The sequence below is a fragment of the Microcystis sp. M079S1 genome (assembly GCF_020246425.1).
GTDB lineage: Bacteria > Cyanobacteriota > Cyanobacteriia > Cyanobacteriales > Microcystaceae > Microcystis > Microcystis aeruginosa.
Window position 1 is genome coordinate 1 of the sequence record NZ_JADBSZ010000085.1, and the last position, 25,889, is coordinate 25,889.

At 43.2% G+C, this 25,889-nt stretch carries 22 protein-coding genes and 2 pseudogenes; 14 read left to right on the forward strand and 10 right to left on the reverse strand.

Features of this window, described 5'->3' with window-relative positions:
- Positions 1-264: 264 nt before the first annotated feature.
- The gene (locus tag IM456_RS05325; protein WP_287694166.1) at positions 265-2,034 is read left to right on the forward strand and encodes a Vgb family protein; all 1,770 of its coding nucleotides are present in this window, start codon (positions 265-267) and stop codon (positions 2,032-2,034) included.
- Positions 2,035-2,373: 339 nt separating this feature from the next.
- Here the strand turns inward: IM456_RS05325 and IM456_RS05330 are convergent, their stop codons facing one another.
- Complete coding sequence (locus IM456_RS05330) at positions 2,374-4,389, reverse strand: ribonuclease catalytic domain-containing protein (RefSeq protein ID WP_287694170.1); 2,016 nt, start codon at positions 4,387-4,389, stop codon at positions 2,374-2,376.
- A gap of 77 nt (positions 4,390-4,466) precedes the next feature.
- Positions 4,467-6,506 (reverse strand): biosynthetic arginine decarboxylase, encoded by a 2,040-nt coding sequence (gene speA, locus IM456_RS05335; RefSeq protein WP_287694172.1) that lies wholly within the window; start codon positions 6,504-6,506, stop codon positions 4,467-4,469.
- A gap of 310 nt (positions 6,507-6,816) precedes the next feature.
- Here speA and IM456_RS05340 point away from each other — a divergent pair, with 310 nt between their 5' ends.
- Both IM456_RS05340 and recR read left to right on the forward strand, forming a co-directional pair.
- Positions 6,817-7,350 (forward strand): DUF4330 domain-containing protein, encoded by a 534-nt coding sequence (locus tag IM456_RS05340; RefSeq protein WP_149986834.1) that lies wholly within the window; start codon positions 6,817-6,819, stop codon positions 7,348-7,350.
- 120 nt (positions 7,351-7,470) lie between these two features.
- Positions 7,471-8,061, forward strand: a complete 591-nt coding sequence (gene recR / locus IM456_RS05345; protein ID WP_043999193.1) for a recombination mediator RecR — start codon at positions 7,471-7,473, stop codon at positions 8,059-8,061.
- 377 nt (positions 8,062-8,438) lie between these two features.
- On the opposite strand, the gene ctpB is transcribed toward recR, so the two are convergent.
- From ctpB to IM456_RS05365, 4 genes are all read right to left on the reverse strand, one after another.
- The gene (gene ctpB / locus IM456_RS05350; protein WP_353737737.1) at positions 8,439-9,764 is read right to left on the reverse strand and encodes a carboxyl-terminal processing protease CtpB; all 1,326 of its coding nucleotides are present in this window, start codon (positions 9,762-9,764) and stop codon (positions 8,439-8,441) included.
- A 142-nt stretch (positions 9,765-9,906) separates the two neighbouring features.
- Entirely contained in the window at positions 9,907-10,326 is a 420-nt protein-coding gene (locus tag IM456_RS05355; protein WP_149986836.1) for an NUDIX hydrolase, read from the reverse strand.
- Between the two features lie 66 nt (positions 10,327-10,392).
- Positions 10,393-10,752 carry a four helix bundle protein gene (locus IM456_RS05360; protein WP_061430726.1) on the reverse strand — a complete coding sequence of 120 codons (360 nt, stop codon included), beginning with the start codon at positions 10,750-10,752 and terminating at the stop codon, positions 10,393-10,395.
- Positions 10,753-10,792: 40 nt separating this feature from the next.
- Positions 10,793-11,503 (reverse strand): OB-fold nucleic acid binding domain protein, encoded by a 711-nt coding sequence (locus tag IM456_RS05365; RefSeq protein ID WP_287694180.1) that lies wholly within the window; start codon positions 11,501-11,503, stop codon positions 10,793-10,795.
- Positions 11,504-11,592: 89 nt separating this feature from the next.
- Here IM456_RS05365 and folD point away from each other — a divergent pair, with 89 nt between their 5' ends.
- Both folD and IM456_RS05375 read left to right on the forward strand, forming a co-directional pair.
- Positions 11,593-12,450, forward strand: a complete 858-nt coding sequence (folD, locus tag IM456_RS05370; RefSeq protein WP_147072953.1) for a bifunctional methylenetetrahydrofolate dehydrogenase/methenyltetrahydrofolate cyclohydrolase FolD — start codon at positions 11,593-11,595, stop codon at positions 12,448-12,450.
- Between the two features lie 520 nt (positions 12,451-12,970).
- Entirely contained in the window at positions 12,971-13,981 is a 1,011-nt protein-coding gene (locus tag IM456_RS05375; protein WP_287694183.1) for a hypothetical protein, read from the forward strand.
- Between the two features lie 165 nt (positions 13,982-14,146).
- On the opposite strand, the gene IM456_RS05380 is transcribed toward IM456_RS05375, so the two are convergent.
- Both IM456_RS05380 and IM456_RS05385 read right to left on the reverse strand, forming a co-directional pair.
- Complete coding sequence (locus IM456_RS05380; RefSeq protein ID WP_287694185.1) at positions 14,147-14,716, reverse strand: Uma2 family endonuclease; 570 nt, start codon at positions 14,714-14,716, stop codon at positions 14,147-14,149.
- 5 nt (positions 14,717-14,721) lie between these two features.
- Positions 14,722-15,285: a Uma2 family endonuclease gene (locus IM456_RS05385; RefSeq protein ID WP_287694188.1), complete on the reverse strand. Its 564-nt coding sequence runs from the start codon at positions 15,283-15,285 to the stop codon at positions 14,722-14,724.
- A gap of 230 nt (positions 15,286-15,515) precedes the next feature.
- On the opposite strand from IM456_RS05385, the gene IM456_RS05390 reads away from it, so the two are divergent.
- From IM456_RS05390 to IM456_RS05405, 4 genes are all read left to right on the forward strand, one after another.
- Complete coding sequence (locus IM456_RS05390) at positions 15,516-16,163, forward strand: hypothetical protein (protein ID WP_149987994.1); 648 nt, start codon at positions 15,516-15,518, stop codon at positions 16,161-16,163.
- A gap of 71 nt (positions 16,164-16,234) precedes the next feature.
- On the forward strand, positions 16,235-16,486 hold the full coding sequence (locus IM456_RS05395) for a BolA family protein (protein ID WP_002737239.1): 252 nt from the start codon (positions 16,235-16,237) through the stop codon (positions 16,484-16,486).
- 375 nt (positions 16,487-16,861) lie between these two features.
- Positions 16,862-18,157, forward strand: a complete 1,296-nt coding sequence (locus IM456_RS05400; protein ID WP_287694192.1) for a P-loop NTPase fold protein — start codon at positions 16,862-16,864, stop codon at positions 18,155-18,157.
- A 370-nt stretch (positions 18,158-18,527) separates the two neighbouring features.
- Entirely contained in the window at positions 18,528-20,567 is a 2,040-nt protein-coding gene (locus tag IM456_RS05405; RefSeq protein ID WP_287694194.1) for a tetratricopeptide repeat protein, read from the forward strand.
- A gap of 116 nt (positions 20,568-20,683) precedes the next feature.
- Here the strand turns inward: IM456_RS05405 and IM456_RS05410 are convergent, their stop codons facing one another.
- Complete coding sequence (locus IM456_RS05410) at positions 20,684-21,283, reverse strand: sulfite oxidase-like oxidoreductase (protein ID WP_287694196.1); 600 nt, start codon at positions 21,281-21,283, stop codon at positions 20,684-20,686.
- An 88-nt stretch (positions 21,284-21,371) separates the two neighbouring features.
- The gene (gene rpmF / locus IM456_RS05415) at positions 21,372-21,554 is read right to left on the reverse strand and encodes a 50S ribosomal protein L32 (RefSeq protein WP_004161392.1); all 183 of its coding nucleotides are present in this window, start codon (positions 21,552-21,554) and stop codon (positions 21,372-21,374) included.
- A gap of 364 nt (positions 21,555-21,918) precedes the next feature.
- On the opposite strand from rpmF, the gene IM456_RS05420 reads away from it, so the two are divergent.
- The 5 genes and pseudogenes from IM456_RS05420 to IM456_RS05440 form a co-directional block, all read left to right on the forward strand.
- A complete protein-coding gene (locus IM456_RS05420; protein WP_287694199.1) occupies positions 21,919-23,883 on the forward strand; it encodes a M48 family metalloprotease in 1,965 nt (654 codons plus the stop codon).
- Between the two features lie 277 nt (positions 23,884-24,160).
- Positions 24,161-24,436: a hypothetical protein gene (locus IM456_RS05425; RefSeq protein WP_253881393.1), complete on the forward strand. Its 276-nt coding sequence runs from the start codon at positions 24,161-24,163 to the stop codon at positions 24,434-24,436.
- A gap of 33 nt (positions 24,437-24,469) precedes the next feature.
- Positions 24,470-24,710, forward strand: a pseudogene (locus IM456_RS05430) (DUF4347 domain-containing protein); the annotation flags it as partial.
- A 6-nt stretch (positions 24,711-24,716) separates the two neighbouring features.
- Positions 24,717-24,956, forward strand: a complete 240-nt coding sequence (locus tag IM456_RS05435; protein WP_253881398.1) for a DUF4347 domain-containing protein — start codon at positions 24,717-24,719, stop codon at positions 24,954-24,956.
- A gap of 15 nt (positions 24,957-24,971) precedes the next feature.
- Positions 24,972-25,889, forward strand: a pseudogene (locus IM456_RS05440) (Rpn family recombination-promoting nuclease/putative transposase); the annotation flags it as partial.

Here is a 25,889-nt window from a genome sequence, read left to right on the forward strand (position 1 = left end):
AACTCTTATAGAGAAAGACATTTGGCGATTTTTGTTAATTGTTTTCTATCTAGAGCGAACTAATCAATTAAATCTCTTGCCAGATAAGGATTTAGTCGATTTATGCCACCCTATCGAACCATACTAAGTAACGAAGAACCAGTAAAGACAGCCAACGATTAAGAATGAGGTAAGGCTGATGGCTATTTTAAAAGCACTTGAGTTCGCCGTTTGCTGTTTTACTGACCTACCTAATTTTTTACTCAAATCTTCAACAAGGTAGCAATGAAAGCAACAACCAAACGAGTCAAGAAAACGAAACTTCCCTGGCGAGTTGCCCTCGCTCTCACTCTCACAGGGGCGATAGCAGTTCCCGCAAACGCAGCCTCCTTCAACCCCCTGACAGGCGAACTAACCTTTACTAACGATGCTGACTGGGGTATGGGGACGTTCACCAATCTGAACTACAATCCTAATCCGCCAGACACGAACAACCGAGTCCCCGGCAACAACCAACTACAACTAAATCCGGCGCTCGTCACCCAGTTCAACAACATCTGGGTTGCTCTCTCCGGGCGGGGTACTGCCGTCCGCATCGATACTGACCACACAGATTCCGATGGCTTAGTCACCCTAACGGAAAGTGCCGCCGGTAATGGAGCAGTTCTGGGAGAGTATTACACCGCCCCCGATGGGATGGGCAGGGACCCCTCCCGAACGACAGTTGATCTTGACGGTAACGCCTGGGTTACCAACCGGGCTGAGGCATCTGGCGGTCTAGGCTCAGTGGTGAAAATCTCTGCCAATCCAGGTACTGGGGCGACAACTTCAAGCGGGATTTGGAACGGTTCTACCTTTAATGTCTTACCTTGGACGAATACTGGGAGTGCGGACACCAATGGGGGAACCTCAACCGCAGTCGATGATGCACTTCTTCTCTATGTCAGGACTACTGGCACAAATGCCAGGACAGTGGCAATTGATGCCAACAACGATGTTTGGGTCGGCGGTGTCGGTAACAGTCAACATCAATTGTACGATGGAGCAACAGGCGTTCCCATTCCCAGCGGCACCCCAAACCCAAAAAATAGCTTTAACGTTGGAGTAGGAGGTTATGGCGGACTTGTTGATGGCAATGGAGTCCTGTGGTCTTCTGGTCTTTGGCCAAATGCGCTAGTACGGCACGACCCGGCAACAGGCGTAACCCAGGTACTCAATACTCTAGATCGATACAGCTACGGTCTAGGTATCGACGGCAACGGCAATATCTGGATGAGTAACTGGACGGATAATTCCATCCAACGGATTAATGGACTCACTGGTGCGGTGGAACTGACAATTCCTACCCCTTCCACCTGCAATCGCGGGGTAGCAGTCACGCCCGACAACAATATTTGGGTAGCTGGCACTTGTAGTAATACCGTGACGCGACTTGCCAACGACGGCACTATCTTAAACACAATTGGTGTTGGGGCCACACCAACAGGCTTGTCCGTTGATTCTAATGGTAAAGTTTGGGTCACTAACTACAGCTCGAATAGTGTGATGCGAATTGACCCGTTGACAAACGCGGTTGATCTGACCATCGATCTCGGTCCAGGTGCGACTCCTTACAACTACAGTGACATGACTGGTTCCGTATCTGGTGGTGTCACCAATCCGTCTGGCTTCTGGCGATCGGTGACGGATAGCGGTATCACCGGACAGGAATGGCTGAAAATTTTCTGGAATACGGAGGCAGCCGCTTACCTACCAGCAGGTGCGGAAATTATCCTTGAAGCTCGTGCCTCTAACGATCCAGTCGCACTCATATCCCTGCCTTACACAACTTATAATAGCGGCGATGCCCTTAGCTTGTTAGGTCGTTACCTTGATGTCAAGGCAACCCTCAAACGCGGCGGGACGGTTGGCAGCGAAAGTCCGGTACTGTCGAATATTCGTATTCTCGGCCGTACCACAGAACAAGTACCAGAACCTTCTCCGTTCTTTGGTTTATTAGGATTCGGTTTATTTGGTTTCGGAGCATTCTGCAAACGCAAATTAAACCAGAAATAACCATAAGCTAAGAAGCATGGCGTTGCTGAATCAAGGTATGAATGCCAACTGTGCATCGTATCCAAAAGTTAGTTTGGGTCTAGGTTTTAAAAATCCCACAAGAAGAAGATTCATAGCTCAAATCAGCAACGCCCCTTGACCTTGTTAAGGGTTGGTAGCGACAATTGGCGATGCCTCTGGGTATCCTGGTTCGACTGACTCTCAGGCTAGAAATATCTATTGAGGGAACAACCTTTTTGTCTTAGCCTTAATTGAAGGCCATCATATTTTCAGGCTTGGCGGTGCCAACTTTGGCATCGGGACTGACTACTGACGACCGACTCCTGACTCCGCCAGAGATTAACTTGCTTGGGAAGAGACAAAACCCGATAATTCGCGAAAACGGATCTCATCGCGGTGGGGATCAGAGCGGCTAACTTGTACTTGAAAGCGATCGCCTAAAGATACCGATCGCTCAAAACGATGGGGTAATTCTAACCCCAATTCCTCCAATAAAATCAAGCCTAAATTTTCCTCTTCCCGCAGCCAGCGCAACACCAAAGCTTGCCAGACTTGATCTCCCTGTCGTCGCAAAAATTCCAAACTCCAATAACGATTAGTTTGTCGTTCCACCGAGGTGGCTTCTTGGGCCGAACTAGCGACACTATAGAGAATTTCCTGCATTCTATCCCGGGTAAAAGGCAGTTGATCGCCCCGGAGATGGGCTTTTAGTTGAAAATGGGTCAAAAGGTCAGTATAACGGCGAATTGGCGAAGTTACTTGGGAATAGGTATTCAATCCCAGACTAGCATGACGGTTAGGAATCGTCGTCATCTCACTGCGCGGCATACAGCGACGCAAGGCACAGGAACGCACCGGGCCCGCAGGTAGTAAAATTAACTCCTCATCGGGGGGTAATTCTGGTTGTGGTTGTCCGCGGAAAGGCACGGGAATCTCGTGTTCCTGACAGTAGCGACCGGCGATTTCTCCGGCTAAAATCATCATTTCCGCCACTAATTGCCGAGATGGGGACACTTCCTGCAATTCTATGATAATTTCGTCGTTAGCCTTCACCTTAATGGATGATTCTGGCATTTGGATGTTAATCGATCCCTGAGATTTGCGCCATGCGTGGCGTTGTTTTGCCCAACGGTTGAGAATCTTCACTTCCGGTTCATGCTGCAGATCCAGATGTAACATTTCGTCCACATCTTCGTAGGTGAGGCGATAGGTAGGTTTAATTGTACTAGGATGGATACGATAATCGGCGATCGCCCCCGTTTCATCGAGGATTACCCCAAAACTCAATGCGGGACAAAGTTTACCCTGTACCAAACTCATTGGACCGGCGGCCAACTCTAGGGGAAACATGGGAACCATTCCCGTGGGAAGATAAAGACTGGTACTGCGACGACGTGCTTCTAGGTCTAATTCATCATCGGGAAGCACTAAACGGCTAGGATCGGCAATATGGATCCAGAGACGATGACCACCATCCGCGAGCATTTCTACCGATAATCCGTCATCGATTTCCTCGGTACTTTCATCGTCGATGGTATAAATTTTTTGGTGGGTTAAATCGAGACGATTGTTGACATCCGCATCCGCAGGGGGATTGAGTAAATTAAGACGCGCCACATCAAGTACCTTTTTCGAGAATTGAACGGGGTAGGAACTGCGTCGCAGGAAAAGGTTTTCGTGACTACTCCACCATTTCAAATCGACTAACAATTCAAAAGCGGCCTCGGGGGTTTGGGAACGGCCCAGCAGCGAGAGTATGTCCATGGCTGCTGGATATTTTTGTTCGGGTTGGAGGATAAATTTTTCTAGAGATTCCAGACGAATTCGATCGCTTTCTGACCATTCTACCGTTTCACCGGCCAGGGCCTGTTGGAGACGTTGGAGAAATTGGCTTTTTTCCCGTTGACGCTGTTGTTCCACCTCTAGCTGGTGTTTGATTTCCTCTACCTGATTTTCCGAGCGGGCCTCGTAACCATCCCCTTTATTTTTAAAATAAACTTTATCATCACTCAAGAGACAATGGGCCGCATAGCAAAACTGCGGACTGCGATCGGAAAAGAGAATCTCGGCCATGGTTTCGGGAGTGACTAACTGATTTTCCCCGGCTAATAATTCCCAGGCCACTTCTAAACCACTAGCATCTAGATAGGGTTGGACTTCTCGCAGAAAATTGCCAATCTCCATATAGTTGGACGGACCTGCTTTGATAATGTAATCGAAGCGTTGGGGACGCAGTTTATGCGGGTTCCCCCCTTGATCGATGACGATCCAATCTTTTTTACCTTCTGGGCGATCGATCACCCCTAAGCGCCTTTCTCCTTGGACTCGAAATTCTACCAGCGTTCCCTTTTCCACTGCTTCCCCTTACTGCCTATCTATTTTGTCTATTTTCTATCATCCTCGATCGATTACTCGATCGGCAAGAGCAATCATCAATCCCCACCCACTAGATAGGTATAACGTCGCAAACTGCGTTCATAATCCTGTAGTAGTAATTGGGATTCTTCCACAGTCATGCGATTTTCCTGCAAAGCTTGTTCACAACGAAGACGAATTCTTTCTAACAGGTCTTCTGCGGAATACTGCACATAACTTAATACTTCCGTGATCGTATCTCCTTTGACTAGATACTCGATATCGTACCCCTTGGGACTCATCTGAATATGTACCACGTTAGTATCGCCAAAAAGATTATGTAAATTGCCCATAATCTCTTGATAAGCACCCACCAGAAACATTCCTAGATAATAGGGTTCTGGAGAATGTTTACCGTTTTTGTACTCCAAAGGATGCAATTCTAAAACTGATTTTATGTCCCCGCGCAAATCGATAAACTGGGCAATTTTTCCGTCACTATCACAGGTTAAATCGGCGAGAATACCTCTTTGGGTAGGTTCTCGATCGAGACGATGGATCGGCATAATTGGAAATAGTTGATCGATCGCCCAACTATCGGGAACTGACTGAAAAACCGAGAGATTGGCATAATAAATTGAGGCCATAATTTGCTCTAAGTCTTCCAAGTCATCGGGAACATAATCCTGTTGTCGGGCCACTTGCAGAATTTTGTGACAACAAGCCCAGTACAATTGTTCGGCTCTAGCTCGTTCTTTGAGACTGAGATAACCGAAATTAAACAGACTAATCGCCTCCTCTTTGAACTGTCCCGCATCGTGATAAGCTTCCTGATAATTGCGCTCATCGATACCCGTGTAGGTTTCCCAGAGATTGCGGAGGATGAGGTGTTCTTTCCCATTGCAGGGATCGGGAGGGTTTTGGGGAACCTCACTACTTCCCAAGATATCAAAGACTAACACCGATTGATGAGAAGCGATCGCCCGGCCACTTTCACTGATGAGAATTGGGGGTGAAATCTGGGCATCTTCACAAGCTTCCTTGACCTCAGCCACGATATCATTGGCATAATTCTGCATATTGTAGTTTTTTGAGGCGTAGAAGTTAGTTTTTGAGCCATCGTAATCGACCCCTAAACCCCCTCCCACATCGAGATAGGTCATATTTGCCCCTAATTTCGCTAATTCCACATAAATCTGACTAGCTTCGCGAATGGCATCTTTAATGACGCTAATAGCGGAGATTTGCGACCCGATATGATAGTGCAGCAGTTGCAGACAATCTAACATCCCCGCTTGTTCTAATTCCGTCACTACCGTTAGGATTTCCGGGACGGTTAAACCGAATTTTGCCCGGTCTCCCGTGGAACATCCCCAACGGCCCACCCCTTTTGTCCCCAGTTTCGCACGCACTCCCAAATGTGGGGCAATTCCTAACTGACGACTGACCCGCAGGGTTAAATATAATTCTTCCAATTGTTCGATGACAATCAAAGGCCGATGACCGAGACGAGTGGTCAAAAGAGCGGTTTCGATGTATTCTTTGTCCTTATAGCCGTTACAAATTAGCAATGGTTGTGTTTTGTCATTTTTGCCGTTTAAGGCAGGTTCTAGGGTAGCTAAAGCAATCATTAGCTCAGGTTTTGAACCAGCCTCAAGCCCAAATTGATAGGGTTTACCAAAACGCACTAAAGACTCGACGATGTGACGGTGTTGATTGCACTTGATCGGATAGACACCGCGATAGACATTGGGATAATTATAACGGGCGATCGCTCGGTTAAAACAGGCATTCAGGCGCTCGATCCGATCCTCAAGGATGTCACTAAACCGAATTAACAGGGGTAAACCGATATTACGCCGCTTAATCGCCGAAACTAACTCGTATAAGTCCAAAGAACCGCCCCTTTCTCCCTGGGGCGAAACGGTAATATTTCCTGCGGCATTGATCGAGAAATAGGGTTCTCCCCAGCCTTGGATGCGATAGAGATTTTCGCTATCTTCGATCGACCAATGTTTGACGGGGGCAACTTTTTCGAGGTTGTTACCGTCAGAAGGGGTCAGATCCACTGGAGATAATTGCTTTTCTTGTTTCTTAAGTTGAGTTTTACCCGCCATTGTCTATCGATCGCTCCGTGTGAGACTCCGATCTTCTATCTTAAGTCAGACTCCCTGTCCGCGACCAAGATTCCGATCGTGATAGAATCTATTAGCCCTCAGGAGGCAGGATTCAGGAGACAGGATTCAGGAGACAGGAGGCGGTCGGCAGGAGATAGGAGATATTTGTATTTTCTCCCCATCCCCCATCACCCTAGGGTTGATTCATAGTAGGGTTGATTCATGAATCAACCCTACCCATCACCCCCCGCAAGGCGCACGCAGTGACCACCCTGTTCCCTTCTCCCCAAAATTTTATAGTGAACCGCTTATGAATTTATTAGACTCAAAAGGACGTTTATTCGGTAAATTTAGCTTGCTTGATATCGGAGCGGCCTTAGTAATTTTATTGACAATTATCGGTATTTTTGTTGTCCCTGGAACGAGTGGTAAAAGTACGATCGCTCAAGTGACCAAAGAACCCATAGAAGTGGATGTTATTGTCCGGGGTTTAAGTGTTCTCAATCCCAATGCTTTGATTAATCAATTCAATACCGAGAAGAAAACTAATATTGTTATTCGTAATCAACCGGCCGGTCAAGTGGATATAAAAAATGTTAAACCTTTAGCGAGAAATGTCTTAGTTCCGCAGCCGGATGGTAGCGTGAAAGTCCTACCCGATCCTCGCACAGAAAACTATTCTCAAGATATGATTATGACTCTCAGTGGTCAAGCGGAAGTTACCGATACCGGTGCGGTTGTTGGCGGTCAAAAGGTGAAAATTGGCACTTTAATCGAGTTGGAAGGAGATAATTATAATTTCAACACCAGTGTTATCGATGTCCGTTTACCAAAAAGGTCTTAATCATTGATCAGTGAGCAGTAAACAGTGAAAAGACAGCAGGAAACTTCCATGTAACACTGCTCACTTGAAAACTCAAATCTGATAACTGATAACTGATAACTGATAAGAGGATTAACTGCTATTTATACACCGCCTTTAGCTCGTTTGATCGAGCAGTTACAAAAATTACCTGGGGTGGGACCCAAAAGCGCCCAACGTCTGGCCCTCTATATTCTCAAACGACCGGAACAAGATGCGATCGAATTGGCCCAGGCGATCGTAGCAGCCAAAAAACAAGTAGGATTATGTCAGGTTTGTTTTCATCTTTCGGCCGAACCGATCTGCGAAATTTGCCGCAATCCTAACCGAGAAACGGGGACTATCTGTGTGGTAGCTGACTCCAGAGATGTGATTGCTTTGGAGAAAACAAGGGAATATTCGGGTAAATATCACGTTTTAGGGGGTGTTATCTCACCTATGGATGGGATTGGACCGGATCAATTAAATATACAGTCTTTAGTCACCAGAGTCAGCCAGAAAAAAATTCAGGAAGTTATCTTAGCTATCAGTCCCAGTGTCGAGGGAGAAACCACGACTTTGTATATCGGGGGTTTACTAAAACCCTTCACTAAAGTTACCCGTATCGCTTTTGGGTTGCCCATGGGCGGCGATCTGGAATACGCTGATGAAGTAACCCTAGCGAGAGCTTTAGAAGGTCGTCGGGAATTGTAAAATCTCGCCAAGGTTGGGATTAAGTAGGGTTTGCTGAATAAATGTGAAATGTAGGCAAGGTAAGGGTTTTGTGGCTTTTCTCGTGAAACAGGTGCAAGATTTTGAAAGAATCGTGCTTCAACACCTTGCGTCTTCATCGGCCCGTGTCCTGTAGGGGCGAAGCATTCGGGCAATAACCTATCGGTGAAACGTAGATTTTCTATCCGAATGCTTCGCCCGTACTTTTTGCCGCAAACCCTAAGTAGGGAGGCACAATTATTTGTAGGATGGGTTAGCGGTAGCGTAACATGAGCGGGCGTTGGGTTTCATGCTTCAACCCAACCTACGTTCATCTTATATTTAATTCCACCTACCTACTTAGACATTATTGAGGACAATTATTCAGCCCGACTACTCAAAGGATTATTGAGATTGCCAGTGCCGGGACGTTTAACACTATGGGATTGTAGCAGCGAGATCGCCTGTTGGTACTGGGGATCATCCTTAGTTCCCAATAAAGAAGGATCATCGCGGAAGCGCAGCTGTTGTTCCTGGGTTAACTCGATCTGCACATCGGGTTTAATGCCTTTTTTGTAGATATTTTCGCCGTTGGGGGGATAATAACGGGCAATTGTCACCGCTAAACCGGAACCATCGGAGAGGGTGTGTACCGATTGGACGGTACTCTTGCCATAGGTCGATGTACCTACTAAAGTCGCCCGGCCATTTTCTTTTAGCGCCCCGGCGAGGATTTCGCTGGCGCTGGCGGAACCTTTATTAACCAAGACTACTAGGGGTAAATCGGTAATAGCGGTGTTATTGGCGATAAATTGACGATCTCCACCACGTCGATCGATGGTGCTAACGATTTTGCCCTGTTTCATCCACATACGAGCAATATCGACACTAGCAAATAGTAACCCGCCGGGGTTGCCCCGCAGATCGAGAACATAGCCGGATATTTGTTGTTGACTTAATTCCTCGATCGCCTGTTTCATTTGTTCGGCTGCGTGGGAACTAAATTCATCCAGTTTAATATAACCAACTTTCACCCCACCTTCTTGTTTAAGGGTATAGCTAACGGAGGGAATTTCGATATCTACCCGGGTCAAAGTCACTTCAAATACCCCTTGATCGGGACGGGCAAGCTGTAAACTAACGCTAGTACCCACTTCTCCCTGTAGTGCCTCCATGGCCTGTTCTAAGGTCATTAAAGCGGTGGGTTTGCCATTAATTCTGATCAGGCGATCGCCGCTTTTCACTCCCGCTTCCTTGGCGGGGGATTTTTTCACCGTATCGACAACGACCAGATCGCTAGTGCGTTTATCGAGGGCTAAACGTACCCCAATTCCCGATAATTCTCCGGAAGTTTGACTGGTGAGGACAGAAAATTCACTAGGAGTTAAAAAACGGGTATAAGTATCACCCAACTCCTTTAAAGCTTCGCGAATTGCTGTGTAAGCTTGTTGGGGATTAGTATAATTTCTGCTTAACAATTCTTGACGTTTTTTTTGCCAGTCAATTTGATGAAAACCACGATCTACAAATTCATTATTAACAATTTGCCAAACCTGGTCGATGACCGCTTTCGGGTTATCTTCTAAGGGTTTTTCCCCTTTGGCTGCGGGGGTAAGGACCATCAGGGAACTAACTGCTAGGGTAGCGATCGCACCTCCAGATAGGAGTTTCTGCACGGAAACGAACGAGGGACGCGACTGGTTCATAAAGACAAAGCCAAAATAAGATTGACGTTTAGATAAAGCCATTCAAAAAGCGGGAGCATTTTGCCTTCGAGGGAGGTGAGGAGCAGTGTTAACTACGACTTTCGTATAGATAGGGGAGTTCCTTGTCTGGCTCTAATACCTACTATAATTCTACTTCTATAAAATCGAGTAATATCTGGCGATGAATTTTTCCTAAAGGACGAGTCTGATTAATCTTCTGGGAATAGTATTGCCCTTGAAGGATGGCAGCCGGAGGTAATAATGCTAAATCTTGCCCTTCCGTTTGCACTAATTTTTCTAATTCCAGGGTCAGGGGTACATGATAAAGATAACGCGAGAGATTATCATCGTTATAAGAGCGAAAATAGCGTAAACTAGGGGCTTCATAGTTAATTTCTTCTTTTAACTCTCGTTTTAACCCTATTTCTGGACTTTCACCCGCTTCTAAGTGACCACCAAATAAACCCCACACCCCCGGATAGAGAATCGTCGGGATGTCGTCGCGCAACTGCATTAAAAATCGACCGTCCTGTTCCAAAATCGCCAAAGCAACGAATATCATCAGTTATCAGTTATCAGTTATCAGTTATCAGTTATCAGTTATCAGTTATCAGTTATCAGTTATCAGTTATCGGTTTTTGGTATTTTCTTGGCAGGTTTTTAGAATAGCCCAAAGCATTTTACCAATTTCCTCTGCGTCATCATTGATACTTTGAAAGGCTCTTTCCTCTATGTAATTCGTGTCTTTCAATAGAGACAGCCAATACTTTGTTTCTAGACATTCCTTATAAGCTATTGACATTTTAGCTCGAAAATCAGCGTTAGAAATGGCTCCATTAGCCTCGGCAATGTTAGCCCCGATTGAAGTGCCACTCCTTAATAGCTGTTTTGACAAAATATATTCTTGTTTAGTCTCACACAAATATTTATAGCCTTTAACAATCCTAATGGCAAATTTATAAGCTTTGTCATAAACTTTACTATCCATCTGTTTGCCCCGCTACTGTTTACTGATTACTGATTACTGATTACTGATTACTGTTTTTCTCGTTTTGTTTATGGGGTAAAAAGAAAGCATCGAGGGGATCTTGGACGGGTTTAACCACTGCGGGGGGTTTGGGGGGAATCGCTTCCGCGACGGGTTGTGCGGGTGGATTGGGTTTAACGGGGGTAACGACGGGAGTTTCTGGGGGTTTCGTTTCAGCTGCGCTGGGAATTGTCACCTGTCGGGGATTTTCCAGGGGTTTAGTTGAGACTGGGGGAGAATTATTTTCTGGGGGTTTAACTTCTGAGGTGGGGGAAGGTTTAATTTCTGGGGACGGGGAAGGAGTGGGAACCGAATTAACTGCTACTGCATCCATCTGTTCTAATTCCACCACATACAATTCGTTAACGGTTTGGGAACCCTGGGGAATAGCTTCAAAGTCAATTTTGCCCTTAATGACGATTTCTTCGCCTTGACGGGGTAATTTATTGCTATTGGTGCGAATCCAAATCTTGCCGGAACCATCCTGCAAAAGATAGGCTCCTCCCGCTAAAAAAGGGGCATAATTGCTCACAGTTCCCCTAAGATAAACTAAAGTGCCTTTTGGTTTTTCCTGTAATTGCTCGATCGCTGTTAGGGGAGGATCACCGATGTAGGGAACGGCAATACCTAGGTCAGCAAGGGTACTACAACCGAATAAACCTAGCAATAATAATAAACTGCTGATGCGCGCTACACGAGTCTGGATAGACATTCTTGCTTTAACCTTAACGAGTGCCATTAGCCAATCTTTTTGACCATAGAATAGATCCGAAAGATTTTTGTTCTCGGTATTATCATAGAATGTCCGTAACTACTTGCCAAATTCTCGACGGGAAAGCCTTAGCTCAAAAAATCCAGCTTGGTCTAGGAGAGCGCATCCAGACGCTAAAATCTCCAATGGGACGACCTCCGGGGTTAGCGGTGTTGATGGTGGGGGATAATCCCGCTAGTGCCGTTTATGTCCGCAATAAGGAGAAAGCTTGTACTAAGATCGGCATGGCCTCTTTTGGTCGTCATTTTCCCACCGATACAAGTGAACTAGAAATTTTAGCAGAAATTGTCCGTCTCAATCAAGATGAGCGGGTGGACGGGATTTTAATTCAATTACCCTTACCTAAGCATTTAGATGCGGTTTCCCTTCTCTACCAAATTGACCCGAAAAAAGATGCTGATGGCTTACATCCTCTCAATTTAGGCGGTTTAGTGCGGGGTGAGGACTGTATCCGCAGTTGTACTCCTGCGGGGGTCATGGCACTGCTGAAAGAATATAATATTCCCATAGCCGGTAAGCACGCGGTGGTGCTGGGTCGCAGTATTCTAGTGGGGAAACCTTTAGCTTTAATGTTATTGGAGGAAAACGCTACGGTAACTATTGCTCACTCGCGCACGGAAAATCTGGCAGAAATAACCAGAAGTGCCGATATTTTAGTACCTGCGGTCGGTAAAGCCAATTTAATCACTAAAGATATGGTAAAACCGGGTGCGGTGGTGGTGGATGTGGGGATTAATCGTGTCGCTGACCGTTTGGTGGGCGATGTGGACTATGCTGGGGTTTTAGAAGTGGCTAGTTATCTTACTCCTGTCCCCGGGGGTGTCGGTCCGATGACGGTGGCAATGTTATTACAAAATACCTTGTTAAGTTACGAACGCAAGTTATAAATCCTCAGCTACCAGCTATCAGCTATTCAGTAATTCTACCGATACAATTTTGTCAATCTAGCAAGTTGGGATTTTTACGGGGAAACTCTCTTTTAAAATTGGGCTTTACTTTTGATTTTATTACTCAATCCAAGCTTTTGGGGGGTTCTACCCCCCAAACCCCCCGTTGGGGGCGTGGCGCCGCCCCCAAACCCCGGAGCGCATTAGTTTTTCGGTGGGATGCTTACAGGCAGCCGCTGACGCATCTGTAATAATTTAGGCTCTTCTGGTTTCTGTGTGGAAATGAGGTCTATACTGATAGTTTGTTTAACAAAATAGTCCTAAAAGTCTTTCCCAGTAAACATTTCACGATTTCATAAGCAAAAATTATCACACAAAGTCGAGAAGAGCCATAATTTAAGAGTCACTGATAATTGCTGATTGTCGGTATTTCTGCAAGTGTGAGATGCACCTCCTTGATTTTTTTTTAACTATCTTGGTAGAATTTGAGAAAACTGAATAGACTAGGAGCTTTTCGGTCATGATCTTTATTATCCCGATTATTCTTGGTGCGGCTGCCTTAGTTACTGCTGGTGTGGGTGTTAGTGCCGGTGCTGATGGTGTCTCTAAGCTACAAAAGGCGGAAAAAATTGGCAAAAGTGCCGAACAAAGATATAAAAAAGCCAATAAATCCCTAGAAAAAAAGTTTCAAGCTACCCAAAAATTCGCGGAAGAATACGGTCAACTGCAAATTAATGTCAAAATCAACACTATCGGCAGATTTATTAAGTTTGTTCGACGAATTGATCAAAGAAATAGTCAAAGAATTGGTCAAAATTACTCCCAATCCCATCAACGCTTCTTAGAAGGGTTTGAGGGATTTTCTGCCCAACAATTCAAGGAATTTAAAGCAGAAGTGTTAGACGCGCAAAGTTTGGCTGTGGGGGGTTTAAAAGTAGTGGGAGTCGCTTCGGCAGCCAGTCAGACAACCCTAGGATTAATTGGTCTTTTCGGTACTGCTAGTACAGGAACAGCAATTAGTGGACTTAGTGGGGTAGCCGCTTGGAATGCTACCTTAGCATGGTTAGGAGGTGGTTCTTTAGCTGCCGGTGGTGGTGGTATGGCTTTGGGAACAGTGGTTTTAGGAGGTATTACCGTCGGACCTGCTTTAATGATTGGTGGTTTTGTCTTAGGAGGAGAAGGCAAAAAAGCCCTAAGTAAAGCTATCGAATACGCCAAAGAAGTGGATAATAAAATAGCTCAATTAGATAAAAGTAAGGGTTTTTTAGGACAAGTTCAGCGCAGAATTAAGGAGTTACAATACCTCGTTCATAGTCTGAATAGTAGAGCTATTCAGAGTTTAACCGAACTGGAGTCACGAGCTAATTTTAATCCTCATCTAGAGGAAGACGTGGCCAAGTTTCGGGAGGTACTACTTTTAATTAAAGCTTCATCGGAAATCATGAAACTGCCTATCCTAGACGAAAAGGGTAAATTAACCAAAGCAACGGAAAATCTCGGAGAAAAGTACCGCCATCTCTTAGAAAACTAATAGTAGGATGCCTGCCAAGTAGCTGGTTATAATATAATTAAATTAAAAATGGATTTTAGGTTCGATCCCCCCTCCCCCCCTTGATAAGGGGGGTGTCTGATAATTTTTAACGCCTACCTACTCAGAAATAAAGAAAATGGTATAAGAAACGCTCTAGAATTTAATTTAACAAATATTACCGAGTATTTCAATTAAAGTTAACTCTATTTCTGGAAAGGATTCAATAAAAATACTTTCACCTCGATAATATTTCTGAATAGCTTGATAACTACCATGCAGCGGATGACGATAAACTTCTAAACATTTTTCCTTGAGATTGACGATCCAAACTTCTTGAATATTTGCCTCCGCATAAAGAGGAATTTTAGTATAGCGATCATAATCGAGGGTAGAATCAGAAACTTCGATAATTAAATAAATATCTTGAGGACAAGGATAGGCAGCAACATAAAAATCCGATCGAGGTATTAGTAAACTTAAATCTGGTTCTGGTTGAGAGTTATTATTTAATCTAATCGGATTTTGCACTCCTAAGAGAATAAGATCGCCAAATTTTCGATAAAATAACTGTGTTAATCTAGCTATACAGGCAGCATGACGGGTTCCCATCGGTGACATTTTGATAATTTCTCCTCGAATTAATTCCACTTTTTCATCGGGTTTGATTATTCCCTCGGTTGTCATTTTTTCGTATTCTTCCACCGTAAACTTACGGGTAATCAGTGATAAAGACATTTTAACTACACTCCTAATATTTCTGCAATAGTGAATTCTATATCGGGAAAAGATGTCATAAAAACCCTCTCATTTATAGAGTATTTCTGAATAGCTTGATAACTACCATGCAGAGGATGGCGATAAACTTCTAAACATTCTTCCTTGAGATTAACGATCCAAACTTCTTTAATATTTTCTTCCGCATAAAGAGGGATTTTAGTATAGTGATCATAATCGAGGGTAGAATCGGAAACTTCAATAACTAAATAGATATCTTGAGGACAAGGATGGGCAGCAACATAAAAATCCGATCGAGGTATTAGTAAACTTAAATCTGGTTCTGGTTGAGAATTGTCATTAAGTTTAATAGTATTTTGAACTCTGAGAATAATTTTCTGTCCTAAATTTTGATAGAATAATTGTATTAATCTATCTACACTAGAAGCATGACGGGTTCCCATCGGTGACATTTTGATAATTTCTCCTCGAATTAATTCCACTTTTTCATCGGGTTTGATTATTCCCTCGGTTGCCATTTTTTCGTATTCTTCCACCGTAAACTTACGGGTAATCAGCGATAAAGACATTTTAACTAAACTCCTACTTTCTCTTTATTCTATCTGGACAGCCTTGCAAGGGGGGATTTATCGGTGTTTAAACCATTAATCGGGGGGATAAACTAACTTTTTGGGGACTTGTACTGATTCTTCGGGAAAAATCAGCACTTGCCATGGCGACAAAACCGCTAAATCTAACGTCTAGAAAGCTGGGGTCGGATCGAAACTGCCCCAAAAAAGCTACTATAGGTCAGTTGTCGATGTTAGAAAAAATAGCCGTTCCCATCAGGAACATTAAGTCGAGAAATTTTATGGTTAAGCGAAAACAGCCTTATAGTTTAATTTATCTGCTCACTCTGGTGATCGGTTTAGTGATTGCGATCGCACCTGACGGACAAGCACAAACCCCCGACTCTAACAATCCCACCAGCGATCCTAACGAATTAAAACCCTTAAATCAAGCCGATAGTGTCCTGAGTCTTCAGGGGGGACAACGTTTAGTGGAAGAAGCGAACGCCGCTATTAATGCCGCTAAATACGATGTCGCTGTGGACAAACTCAATCAAGCGCGCCGGATTTTTAACCAACTATCTAACTATCATCTGCAATTAGCTAATAGTTTCTCAGGAATTGACCCGAAAGTATTCGATTCTCAGCGTCAAAGTGCTTTAAACACGGGACAACTGCGGGATGAAGCCACCTATAAGCTTGCTTTGGTCCATAGGGCGCAAAATCAGCCAGAATTGGCGGTTCCTTTGTTAATTCAGGTGATTCAATCCCAAAACCCCACCAGTGAATTAGGACAAAAAAGCTATCAACAACTCTACGAGATGGGATTTGTCAGCACACCCATCTCCGCACCGACTCCCACATCGGCAACTCCTAACAACTCCCCCCCACAGCAGTAAATTTTGTCCCCATTGACGAGCTTTCGGTAACAATGGGATCAGAGTGTCTTTAATTGTTTTGAGGAGTTAAGATGGTTGACTTTCGCCAAGTAGAAGCGATGATTCAAGAACAAATCCCCGATGCACAGGTGATGATTCGGGATTTAACGGGAGGTGGCGATCATTTGGAAGCGGTGGTTATTTCCGGCGAATTTGCCGGCAAAACCCGCGTTAAACAGCATCAAATGGTTTATGGCGCTTTACAATCGGCACTGGCTACCGAAGCCATCCATGCTTTGGCATTAAAAACCTACACTCCCGACAGTTGGGCAGCAGAAAAATAACAGTTATCAGTTAAGTAGGTAGGTGTTAAAAGTTGTCAGACACCCCCCTTATCAAGGGGGGATTAAGGGGGGATCCCCCCGCCTATCGGCACCCCCCTTATCAAGGGGGGCAGGGGGGATCCCCCCGCCTATCGGCACCCCCCTTATCAAGGGGGGCAGGGGGGATCCATCTTCAATTTAATTATAACTACTTATCAGTTATTAGTTAATTTTTTTCTGGTTTTCTTTGTGGCTAATTATCTTCACACAACACAGTCTAATTTAATTACTTATGGTTAGTAACCCATGCAGGCGTTGGGTTTCATGCTTCAACCCAACCTACGTTCTACGTTCATCTTATATTTAATTCCACCCACCCACTTAATTTAATTACTTATGGTTAGTCCTTTACTGGAACCCTTTCGAGAAGCCTATCGCAATTTGGAACTTTTACCCCTGCGATCGGATAAAGAATTACAGCGTTTTGCTGTTAAATACGGCACAGAAATTATCGACGAATTAGAACAATTGGTCGAAGATAGTCCTTCGGAAGACGGAAAAATTATTCTAGCAGGACATCGGGGTTGTGGTAAGTCAACCCTACTCTACGAATTTAAAAGAAAGTTAGATGATCGCTATTTTGTTGTTTTCTTCTCGATCTCAGACACGATCGAAATGTCAGACGTAAATCATGTTAATATTTTATTCTCGATCGCCGTTCAGATGATGTCAGAAGCGGAAGCCCAAAATTTAACTATTAAAGATTCTATTAAAAAAAGCTTTTATCAATGGTTTGCTGAACAAATCCGCACCGAAACCAATCAAGCAGATGCCACTGTCGAAACAGGTTTTAACTTTTCTTCTTTACTAGCTCACATTAAAGGAATTCTCAAGATTAATTCGACTATTCGTCAGGAAATCAAACAAAAGTATGAGCGGAGAATTACCGATTTAGTTGCCCAAATTAACATTATAGCTAGTGCGATCGAGTCCCAAAGTCAGAAAAAAATCTTAGTAATTGTTGATGACATTGATAAAATTGACTTAGCACAGGTAAGGGATATTTTTCAATCCCATATTAAAGCGATTATGTTGCCCGGTTTTCGGATTATTATGACTATTCCGATCGCCGCTTTAAGAGAAGTAGCTTTAAAGGCAACTCTCCAAACAGAAACTAATGATCAGATCGTGCAAATGCCTGTATATAAACTCTTTAAACAGGGAGAAATTAATTCACCTAATGCTATACCCGATCCGCAAATTATTGCTACTTTAACCGAGATTATCACTAAGCGCATCGATCCCGCTTTAATCGATCCTGACACCCTCGAAAAAATTTGTCTTTATAGTGGGGGAGTGTTACGAGAATTAATTCGCATTACTAATGATTGCTGTCGGGTTTGTTTGCGATCGGTTCGTCGTTATCCTGATGATAATACCCTAAAAATTAATCAAGCTGTTTTAGAACAATCAATCACAGAACTTAGTCTCGATTTTGCTGAAAGTATCGGTACAGCAGATGAGGAAATTATTAAAACTGTTTATAAAAAGTCAAAACCGAAGGATCTCAAGGATCAAAATTTTCTAGATCTGTTGCATGGTTTATATATTTTGGAATACCGCAATGGCGATCTCTGGTATAACGTGCATCCGATTGTAGTTGAGTTAATGAAAAAAAGAGGAACAATTTGAATGGGATAAGTAATACTAAATCTGGTTATTAAAGACTGATTATTTATTCCCCTTTTTGCATGAGTGCATGAGTAGAAAACGGGTTTCTCGGAGAAACCCGTTTTCTGTGCGTTACTCAACGGATTTAGTATAAGTAAGCTAAACGGCTTTTACTTCGGATCACCGATATAGACTCCAAAAGGGTTATAGCTATTGGATCATGCAGGTTAAGCGCCGTTTAGCTTAGTTATAATTAAATTGAAGATGGCTCCCCCCTTGATCCCCCCTTGATAAGGGGGGTGCGGATCACTCCTTGATCCGTAGGGTTGATTCATGAATCAACCCTACCTAATGGGGGTATCTGACAGTTTTTAACATTTATCCACTTATTATGAATAATGAAACATCTTCAATTATTGACCAAAATGAAAGAGAATACGAAGGTTTAATCGTGTCTCTAGAGGCAAATCAAGAGAGATTAAATATATTGATTTGTGTGTGTGATCAGGAAAAATTGCGAGAAGAAATCATCGATCGCTATAGCAAAGAATTAGAACCAGTAATCCCTTGTTATCGGATTGATTTAGATCAAAAAGAACCGAGTTTAAGAGCAGCCATTGCTAGTTTAGTCTCCAGAAAACCAGAGTTACTACAAAGCAAAAACGCCGTGATCACAACCACAGGAGTGGAAAAATTACACTCGATCGAATGGCAACAGGAAAAATCGGAACTAGATAAATTTTTTGGTTATCTGCAATGGACAAGGGAAGGATTGCGAGAATTTCCCTATTCCATTGTTCTTTGGGTAACAAGCACAGTGGAGGTAAATTTACGCAAAAAGTCCCCCGATTTTTGGAGTTGGAGAAAAGGGGTTTTTCGCTTTATTTCTCCTCCAAGTAACTTTTTACCTTGTCAGGAATTTTTACCAATTTTACAATCTTTTGACGAAATTACTATAGACAAAGATATTCCTTTTATCTCTAAGGAAGACTTGTTAGAACTAATCGAGCAAATCGAGGTAAATAAAGGCAAAAAAGAGCCAAGACTAGCGAGTTTATATGCCAGTTTAGCTAAGATTTATAACCTTCGTTTATTAAATCTGCCATTGTCAGATTATCGTCAGGAACTTCTGCTTGCGATCGAGTATTATCAAAAAGCGATCGATTTACAAAAAGAGTTAAATCTAGAACTTGATTTAGTTGCGAGTCTCAACTCATTAGCCGGTATTTACTATTGCCTAGGAGAATACCAAAAAGCGATCGATTTTTGTCAACAGTCCTTAGCAATCACACGGGAAATCGGTGATCGGGGGGGTGAAGCGAAATCCTACAATAATTTAGGCACTGTTTACACATCCCTAGGAGAATACCAAAAAGCGATCGAGTTTCATCAACAGTCTTTAGCAATCACACGGGAAATCGGTGATCGGAAAGGTGAAGCGTATTCCTACAATAATTTAGGCAATGTTTACTATTCCCTAGGAGAATACCAAAAAGCGATCGAGTTTTATCAACAGTCTTTAGCAATCACACGGGAAATCGGTAATCGGGGGGTTGAAGCGAAATCCTACATGGGTTTAGGCAATGTTTACAATTCCCTAGGAGAATACCAAAAAGCGATCGAGTTTTATCAACAGTCCTTAGCAATCAAACGGGAAATCGGTGATCGGAAAGGTGAAGCGTATTCCTACAATAATTTAGGCAATGTTTACGAATCCCTAGTAGAATACCAAAAAGCGATCGAGTTTTATCAACAGTCTTTAGCAATCACACGCGAAATCGGTAATCGGGGGGGTGAAGCGTCTTCCTACAATAATTTAGGCAATGTTTACTATTCCCTAGGGGAATACCAAAAAGCGATCGAGTTTTCTCAACAGTCTTTAGCAATCACACGGGAAATCGGTGATCGGAAAGGTGAAGCGAATTCCTACAATAATTTAGGCAATGTTTACTATTCCCTAGGAGAATACCAAAAAGCGATCGAGTTTTATCAACAGTCTTTAGCAATCACACGGGAAATCGGTAATCGGGGGGGTGAAGCGTCTTCCTACAATAATTTAGGCAATGTTTACTATTCCCTAGGGGAATACCAAAAAGCGATCGAGTTTTATCAACAGTCCTTAGCAATCAAACGGGAAATCGGTGATCGGGAAGGTGCAGCGTATTCCTACGGTAATTTAGGCTCTGTTTACGGTTCCCTAGGAGAATACCAAAAAGCGAGCGAGTTTTATCAACAGTCCCTAGCAATCACACGCGAAATCGGTAATCGGGGGGGTGAAGCGAAATCTTGGTTTAATCTGGGACTTACCTACTATCAACTCAAGCGTATATCGGAAGCGGAAGAAGCATATCTTCAAGCGCGGGAATTATTTCAAGCATTGGGGTTAGCAGGATATGTTCAAAAGTGCGATCAGGCAATTCGGCAATTATAATTAACCAGTTGCGATCGTGTAAAAATTTGTTGCTTCCCCCTTGACTTTTGCTTGTTTTAATGATAGGAATTAGCGGACTTGATTGCTCATCTCACCCGATTTTAAGCCAAAACTGGTTAAAAACCGCCATAACGTTCCTCTAACCAGGGATCGCCTCGTCGATGGTAGCCATTACGTTCCCAGAAACCCGATTGCTCTCGATCGAGAAATTCTAAGCCATTAATCCATTTAGAACTTTTCCAAGCGTAGAGATGGGGGACAACTAAACGCAGTGGACCCCCGTGGTCGGGGGGTAAAGGTTGACCAAACAGTTGAAAAGCGAAAAAATTATCCTCGTGCAGGAATTCCTCTAGGGTGAGGTTGGTGGTATAACCCCCGTAACAGTGTTGCATGACGTGGGTAGCTTCTGGCAGCAGGTCAATTAAGGTGATAAAATCCAATACCTTAATTCCCGTCCAAGTCACATCTAATTTTGACCAGCGGGTGACACAGTGAAAATCCTTGGTAAACTCCGACTGCGGTAGGGCCATAAAATCCGACCAGTTAAAAATTTTAGTCGTGGCCACCTTTCCCCAAACCTTAAATAACCATTCCTCGGTCTTGATTTGGGGAGTATCCCCGTAGGTAAGCACAGGAAAACCACTAGCGAGATATTGGCCCGGGGGAACTCGGTCTTGATCGGGAGATTCTGGTTTTTTAAAGAATTTGCCTAACATTAGTTGAGACTCGCAACGAAAACCCTAAACAAATCTTAAAATATTAGGGAGCGAAAAGGTTTTCTCTACCTCACTCCCCACCATTAAGTTATTCCTCGTCTTCCCCTTCTTCTTCCTCTTTAGTGGGATAGACAAAGCTGTTAGAACGACCAGAAAGGACAGATTTACCCAAAGATAAGGCTTTTTGTGCTTCCCGCTCCGCTTGCTTTCTCCAGTGCGCTCTCCGTTGGTCGCGCTTGGCATTTGAGGTTTTCTTCTTGGGACAAGCCATAGTATTTTAACGATAGTTATAGACTCACAACCTTTCCATTCTACTCCCTATTTCCCTAATCGGCTCGCTAACTTGTCTGATTCACTTGATCGCTACTGCCCAAAATATTGATAAAAATGAATAATTATCATTGGCTTACCTATTTATGCTTAAAATCCTATATAACTATGTAGTCAAGTAATTTCTATCATGGTAACTACCGTCGAACCCAGAGTTTTAAGTTCACTGATTACTGTTTACTGTTTACTGCTCACTGAAAAATCCCCACACCCCCACACCCCCACACCCCCACTTCCCCAACTCCTTTAATCTTTCCTACGATTTTGGGTATCTCTAAAGATAGATAAACAGCTAAGGGATCTCTATGTCACTGGAAGAAGGATTAAAATATCTACGCCTAAAGGATTACGCAAGGGCTGTAGAATTACTGGAAGAATATTGCCAACAGTCGGCTAATTTTCATTCTCCCTTATATATTCAAGCTAAAATGGCTCTTGCTCGGGCCTATCGGGGCAATAATCAACGGCCACAAGCGATCGCCCTAGCTCTGGAATTAGAAAATCATCTTGATCAGGAAGTTAGTCAGTGGGCCAAACGATTACTGACAATCTTTAGTGCTGAACAAAAAACCATCGGTATTGCCACTAATGGGGTCAAATTTCGATCGCTGCCCAAGGCAGCACGAGCAGCACGGGTAAGTGTCCGGTTATCCCGGACTATCCCCGAAAATAGACTTATTTTTGCTAAACTATTGACAATTACGGCTTTTTATGCTATATTATTTGGTCTTTTTTTTGTAATTACCCGTTTGCTCCTCATCCCTGCGGGGAGGGGTGTAATTATTGCCTTGCTCTTGACCGGTTTCTTAGGCGGACTCATCCTTTGTATCGCCCCGAATCTAATTGATTGGACACAAAAACGTCTTTATCGAGTGCGTTGGGTGTCCTTAGCGGAAATTAAACGGTATAGCCCAGAATCGGCGGCGGTAATTGGGCGTATATGCCGAGAAAAAGGGTTAAAACCGCCAAAACTAGGCATTATCGAAGATGGACAGCCCCTCGCTTTTACCTATGGCTCTCGACGGGGTAATGCTCGCTTAGTAGTTAGCAGAGGTTTATTTACCTATCTCGACGATGAGGAAGTAGCGACGGTATATGCTCATGAATTAGGGCATATTTGGCAGGGAGACTTTGCCCTGATGACTATCTGTGCTAGTTTCGACCATTTAAGCTGTTATCTCGATTCTTTTGCCCAAAATCAAGGTAATAATTTTAAAGACACAGTTTTTCTAGCCCTTCTCTCATCAATTATCACTATTTTTAGGCCAATTATTGTTTTTTGCTGTCTTTATCTGTCTCGTACTAGAGAATACTTCGCCGATCATTTTGCTGCCCAAGTTACTGGTAATCCCAATGCTTTGGCCCGCGCTTTAGTAAAAATTGCCTTTGGTTTAGTCCAAGAAACTGCCCAGTTTAGTCCCCTGTCATTCAGTACAAAAGTATTAAATATTGCCCTGGAGCAGGATGCGATCATTGCCGGTAACGTTTATGGTATCGCATTGGAGTCTCGCCGGATCGGACAGAGTTTTCTCTGGGATATATATAACCCTTGGGCAAAATGGTTAGAGTTGCAATCTAATCATCCCCTGACTGGTGAAAGGATTCGCGCTTTAACTAACTATGCCCGACAGATGGATCTAGATATAGAATTTAGTCTGGGGAAATTATTACGTCAAGAAATGGAATTAGATTCCAAGAAACTCTATCAAAACTTTTTTCTACGACTGTGTTTATATTATGCTTCGGGACTAGGCTTTATTATTGGGGTTGTCATAGCTGATTTTCTTTGGCTGAAATTTAGCTCTTGGGGTGCATTGGGCCTAATTTTAGTCGGTGGGGGTTTGGGTATAATTATCAATCGATTAGCCAGTTATCCTCGTCTCAACAATGCTAGTTTCAGCGATATTTTTTCTTTAACTGATAATCCTTACAGTCATCCCCTCCCAGCTATCCCCGTCCGACTCCGCGGTGAGTTAATTGCTCAAGGAAAGAATTTCTTTCTTAAAGATAGCACCGGCATAATTCCCCTCGCTCCTAACTATCGTTTTGGTTTTTGGCATAAAATCAGGACTACTAACTCCCCCACGGCAGCAATAAATAATACATCTGTACAAGTTCTCGGTTGGTTTCGTCGCGATTTATTTCCTCGTCTCGAATGGAGTCAAATAACTCACTCTGCCGGAAATATTCGGTTTTATCCCCGTTTTTGGCCTTTGGTTAGCGGTTTTGGCTTATTAGTCTCCGGTTTAATTATCGCAGTCACATTTTAAGCATCGCAAAAAACTGCCACTTCATCCCTTTTCTAGCTTTAGGTACTTGCTTGGATAGTAGCCAATCTTTGAGCGGCAATAGTTAGGGACTTGCGCTTTGATAATATGCCATCTGGCTGGTCTGATTCTTCTACAGAGCGATTTCCTGGCTGGGATATTATTCCCACGCAAGTCCCTTATATTTGTTGTCCTTTTATTCTAAAATATTTCGGGATTGTTGTCGGCATTCTAGTTTACATATCATTTAGGCGCACTATATAACCTAATGAGGTACTCTATGAAGATAGATCAGACAGTGATGCAATTCAGACTTGAATTGGCGAATGATAAAAAATGGAGTTACACAGATTGTTCTATTTTAGTTATGGCTCATCGCTTACAAATATTTAAGGTATTCGCTTTTGATGATCATATTCGTCAAATGGCAGGATTAGGAATTGTTTCTGTCCCACCACGAGAAACTGAGAAAACGGGTTTCTTAAAGAAACCCGTTTTCTGTATAATCTTAATTTTTGTTACAGCACCATTGAAAAATTGGGGATTGTTGGGCTAAAACTGTTAGCAATAAACCTTTGCTGTCAGCGTCATGACTTCTTCTCTTTTGCCGAGCCTTTCTGCTGTTGACGATGTTTTGTTCAATTTTGCTCAAGCTGATGGCTTGAGTCAAGCTAATCAGGTGAATAGTGCGAGAAATCAGCGTTTAACCGCTACCGTAGTTTTCCTCGATGCTGGTGTTACTGATTATCAAAGCCTCCAAGCTGGGGTAATTCCAGAAGTCGCCACCGTTATTCTCACTTTTTTTACCACAAAATCCCCAGATTACCACCATTCACCTGGTTTCTCATGGTGCGCCGGGATGCTTATATTTAGGGAATTGTCAACTCAATTTAACAAATATTTACGATTACCGCCAAAAGTTACAGAATTGGGCAAAGATTAATCATATTCTACTGTACGGTTGTCAGGTCGCGGCGGGAGATGCGGGGACAGAGTTTATTAATAAATTATCTCAAATTACTGGGGCGAAAATAGCGGCTTCCAGCCGACGGGTAGGAAATGCAGCCTTAGATTAGTTAAGATGATATTACATGACTAATAATATTGACCATGAGCGATTATTTAAGGAGTTAATCTCCACCTTTTTTGTCGAATTTATCGAGTTATTTTTTCCTCAAGTAATGGCTTATTTAGATAGGGACTCGATTACTTTTTTAGACAAAGAAGTATTTACCGATGTCACGGAAGGAGAAAGGCATGAAAGCGATTTAGTCGCACAAGTTAAGTTTCGAGGAAAAGAATCTTTTTTTCTGATTCATCTGGAGGCGCAGCCAAGTTCCCGCCAGGGGTTTAACCGGCGAATATTTACTTATTTTGCTCGTTTTCATGAGAAATTTGTCTTACCGATTTATCCGATTGGAATTTTTTCTTATTCAAAGCCAAAAAGAGAAGCGATTAGTCAATATGTGGTCGATTTTCCCGATTTCAAGGTGTTATAATTTAACTATCAAGTCGTGCAATTAAATCGATTAAATTGGCGAGATTTTCTCAATCAGCCGAATCCGGTTGCTTCAGCGTTGATGGCGAAGATGAACATTGCCGAGAAAGAGCGAGCCAAGGTAAAAGCGGAATGTCTGCGCTTATTAATCACTTTAAGGTTAGATGCGGCGAGAATGCAATTGATTTCTGGATTTATTGATACTTATCTCAATCTAAATCCGGTGGAAGAGAGACAATTTCAAGAAGAGATTAGCACATTTAGTCAACCCGTACAGGAGGGAGTTATGCAAATTACCACCAGTTGGATGCGTCAAGGTATTGAACAAGGTATTGAACAAGGTATTGAACAAGGTATCGAACGGGGTATTGAACAAGGTATTGAACGGGAAAAGACATTGATTCTTCGTCAACTTAAACGCAAGTTAGGGGAGATTAATCCTTCATTGGAAACTAAAATCATGGGGTTAAGTATTGATGATGTCGAAGTATTAGGAGAAGCTTTATTCGAT

Excerpts from the sequence above, each read along its gene's own strand:
- IM456_RS05325 (WP_287694166.1), top strand. The coding sequence starts at position 265 with ATGAAAGCAACAACCAAACGAGTCAAGAAAACGAAACTTCCCTGGCGA.
- speA (WP_287694172.1), bottom strand. The coding sequence starts at position 6,506 with ATGGCGGGTAAAACTCAACTTAAGAAACAAGAAAAGCAATTATCTCCA.
- IM456_RS05340 (WP_149986834.1), top strand. The coding sequence starts at position 6,817 with ATGAATTTATTAGACTCAAAAGGACGTTTATTCGGTAAATTTAGCTTG.
- ctpB (WP_353737737.1), bottom strand. The coding sequence starts at position 9,764 with ATGAACCAGTCGCGTCCCTCGTTCGTTTCCGTGCAGAAACTCCTATCT.
- IM456_RS05355 (WP_149986836.1), bottom strand. The coding sequence starts at position 10,326 with ATGATATTCGTTGCTTTGGCGATTTTGGAACAGGACGGTCGATTTTTA.
- IM456_RS05360 (WP_061430726.1), bottom strand. The coding sequence starts at position 10,752 with ATGGATAGTAAAGTTTATGACAAAGCTTATAAATTTGCCATTAGGATT.
- IM456_RS05365 (WP_287694180.1), bottom strand. The coding sequence starts at position 11,503 with ATGTCTATCCAGACTCGTGTAGCGCGCATCAGCAGTTTATTATTATTG.
- folD (WP_147072953.1), top strand. The coding sequence starts at position 11,593 with ATGTCCGTAACTACTTGCCAAATTCTCGACGGGAAAGCCTTAGCTCAA.
- IM456_RS05375 (WP_287694183.1), top strand. The coding sequence starts at position 12,971 with ATGATCTTTATTATCCCGATTATTCTTGGTGCGGCTGCCTTAGTTACT.
- IM456_RS05380 (WP_287694185.1), bottom strand. The coding sequence starts at position 14,716 with ATGTCTTTATCACTGATTACCCGTAAGTTTACGGTGGAAGAATACGAA.
- IM456_RS05385 (WP_287694188.1), bottom strand. The coding sequence starts at position 15,285 with ATGTCTTTATCGCTGATTACCCGTAAGTTTACGGTGGAAGAATACGAA.
- IM456_RS05390 (WP_149987994.1), top strand. The coding sequence starts at position 15,516 with ATGTTAGAAAAAATAGCCGTTCCCATCAGGAACATTAAGTCGAGAAAT.
- IM456_RS05395 (WP_002737239.1), top strand. The coding sequence starts at position 16,235 with ATGGTTGACTTTCGCCAAGTAGAAGCGATGATTCAAGAACAAATCCCC.
- IM456_RS05400 (WP_287694192.1), top strand. The coding sequence starts at position 16,862 with ATGGTTAGTCCTTTACTGGAACCCTTTCGAGAAGCCTATCGCAATTTG.
- IM456_RS05405 (WP_287694194.1), top strand. The coding sequence starts at position 18,528 with ATGAATAATGAAACATCTTCAATTATTGACCAAAATGAAAGAGAATAC.
- IM456_RS05410 (WP_287694196.1), bottom strand. The coding sequence starts at position 21,283 with ATGTTAGGCAAATTCTTTAAAAAACCAGAATCTCCCGATCAAGACCGA.
- rpmF (WP_004161392.1), bottom strand. The coding sequence starts at position 21,554 with ATGGCTTGTCCCAAGAAGAAAACCTCAAATGCCAAGCGCGACCAACGG.
- IM456_RS05420 (WP_287694199.1), top strand. The coding sequence starts at position 21,919 with ATGTCACTGGAAGAAGGATTAAAATATCTACGCCTAAAGGATTACGCA.
- IM456_RS05425 (WP_253881393.1), top strand. The coding sequence starts at position 24,161 with ATGAAGATAGATCAGACAGTGATGCAATTCAGACTTGAATTGGCGAAT.